Origin of the sequence: Pseudomonas edaphica, assembly GCF_005863185.1 — a bacterium.
GTDB classification, from domain to species: Bacteria; Pseudomonadota; Gammaproteobacteria; order Pseudomonadales; family Pseudomonadaceae; genus Aquipseudomonas; species Aquipseudomonas edaphica.
In genome coordinates this window covers 1-2,483 of the sequence record NZ_VBVZ01000783.1, presented here as the reverse complement: position 1 = coordinate 2,483, position 2,483 = coordinate 1, and the positions used below count along the sequence as shown (strand labels likewise).

The following is a 2,483-nucleotide window of genomic DNA, read 5'->3' as shown; positions in this document are numbered from 1 at the left end:
GCGTCGGTGCCGTACAACCAGCGCGCCATGGACATCACCGGCGTGATGCCGACACCGCCACTGAGGTACAGCACTTTGGGGCTTGGGAAGTCGATGGCATTAAACAGCCCGACCGGCCCGTGCACCGCCAGCTCTTGCCCTTCATGCAGGGTGTCGTGCAGCCAGTTGGAAACCCGCCCACCCGGCACGCGCTTGATGGTCACCGAGAAGCTGTACGGCACCGACGGCGAACTGGAAATGGTGTACGAGCGCATGATCGGCTGGCCTTCGATCTCAAGCTCCAGGGTCACAAACTGCCCCGGCTTGAAAAAGAACAGGATCGGCTGGTCGGCCATGAAGCAAAAGGTGCGCACGTCCCAGGTTTCCTGGATGACTTTGACGCAACGGACGATGTGCCGACCATTGGCCCAGGTCTGGGTGGTTACCGGGTTCAGGAAATTGTTGGACATGCTTGCTCTCCACTGCCGATGCTCGGCTTTATGGTGGCGATTCTGCGTAACGCCGGAACCGCCCATTTACCTATCTGCGACATTCACATACTTATCGCGACCAGCCCCCATACCACGGGGCTTGCGCGTCGGGATCAGAGTGGGCCATGTCGTTAATGGACAAGGTTCGGCGCATCGGCGGCCCCACACTCGCTGCCAACAACTACGCTTTCTTTACGCCTTGCTGCAAAACCTGATCAGCCACTTTCGCCGGCCACACAGAATGGCCATGAGGACACACACGATGGACGTCACCGCAACCTTAAGCTTGGGCGATCCGCTGGAACCCGCACGCAAGGCCACCGCGCAAATGCTGCAAGAGCGCGAGCGCACTTTTTCGCTGCCACAGCCGTTCTACTCTGATGAGCGGTTGTTTGATATCGACATGCAGGAGATCTTCCAGAAAGAGTGGTTGATCGCCGGCATGACCTGCGAGATCCCCACCAAGGGCAACTACATCACCCTGCAAATCGGCAAGAACCCGATCATCGTGATCCGTGGTGCCGACGGTGTGGTGCATGCCTTCCACAACGTGTGCCGCCACCGGGGCTCGCGCCTGTGCACCAGCGACAAGGGCAAGGTCGCCAAGCTCGTTTGCCACTACCACCAGTGGACCTACGAACTGGACGGCCGCCTGTTGTTCGCCGGCACCGAGATGGGCGCCGACTTCGACATGAAGCAGTACGGCCTGAAGCCTGTGAACGTGAAAACGGCTGGCGGCTACATCTTCATCAGCCTGGCCGAAAACCCGCCGGCCATCGATGACTTCCTGTCGACGCTGAACCACTACATGGAACCCTACGACATGGAGAACACCAAGGTGGCGATTCAAACCACCTTGTTCGAAAAGGCCAACTGGAAGCTGGTGCTGGAAAACAACCGCGAGTGCTACCACTGCAACGCGTCGCACCCGGAACTGCTGAAAACCCTGCTGGAATGGGACGACGTCACCGACCCGCGTGCCGACCAGGCCTTCAAGGACCACGTTGCCGCCTCCGCCGCTGCGTGGGACGCCGAAAAGATCCCTTACGCTCACGCCAGCTTCGGCCTGCGCAACCGCATCGTACGCATGCCGTTGCTCAAAGGCACCGTGTCGATGACCCTGGACGGCAAGCAAGGCTGCGCCAAGCTCATGGGCCGCATCAAGAACCCGGACCTGGGCTCGATGCGCATCCTGCACCTGCCGCATTCGTGGAACCACTGCATGGGCGACCACATCATTGTGTTCACCGTGTGGCCGATCAGCGCCCAGGAAACCATGGTCACCACCAAGTGGATCGTGCACAAGGACGCCGTCGAAGGTGTGGACTACGACGTGGAGCGTATGCGCCAGGTCTGGGACGCCACCAATGACCAGGACCGCCGCCTCGCCGAAGAAAACCAGCGCGGGATCAACTCCACCGCGTACCAGCCAGGGCCGTACTCCAAGACCTATGAGTTTGGTGTGGTGAACTTTGTCGATTGGTACAGCGAGCGTTTGTTGAACAACCTGGGCGCGGCGCCAGCGCCTTACCTTAAGGGTGTAGCGGCGCACGAATAGCTGACACACCAAAGATCAAACTGTGGGAGCTGGCTTGCCTGCTCCCACATGTATATTGGTCACTGTTCAAATAATGATCACCCCCCTTACAGCCCTTTGCCGATCTACCCTCCAGCCTTCGCCCAACAACTTATCCACAAAGCCACCCACAGCAATTGTGGGCAAGTGTGCCCGGCCCTCTAAATTAACTGAAGAAAATCCGTGACTTATTCAAGTCGTGCGGTTTTAGCCACACCTGATCACTTATTGATCAACCCCTTGAAAGCCTCTTAATACGTGGCCTGCAGCAGTACGCGAACACCTTATCCACAGAAGCACCAACAGACTTTGGGGGCAACTTCGCCGGCGTTGTGGAAAACCGCGTCAAACCTTCACAAATCGGGGCATCCAGGGGTTTCAGCGAGCCAATAAGCCAAATTGATCATATTTTGACCATACCACTGAAAGCCTTTATT

The 2,483-nt window shown here is 58.0% G+C and carries 1 protein-coding gene and 1 pseudogene; one reads left to right on the top strand and one right to left on the bottom strand.

Going from position 1 to position 2,483, the window contains the following annotated elements; genetic code table 11:
* Window positions 1–449 (bottom strand): annotated as a pseudogene (gene gbcB, locus FEM54_RS30435) (glycine-betaine demethylase subunit GbcB); the annotation flags it as partial.
* Between the two features lie 283 nt (window positions 450–732).
* Here gbcB and gbcA point away from each other — a divergent pair.
* Entirely contained in the window at window positions 733–2,028 is a 1,296-nt protein-coding gene (gene gbcA / locus FEM54_RS30425) for a glycine-betaine demethylase subunit GbcA (RefSeq protein ID WP_017139360.1), read from the top strand.
* The last annotated feature ends 455 nt before the right edge of the window (window positions 2,029–2,483 follow it).

Excerpts from the sequence above, each read along its gene's own strand:
- gbcA (WP_017139360.1), top strand. The coding sequence starts at position 733 with ATGGACGTCACCGCAACCTTAAGCTTGGGCGATCCGCTGGAACCCGCA.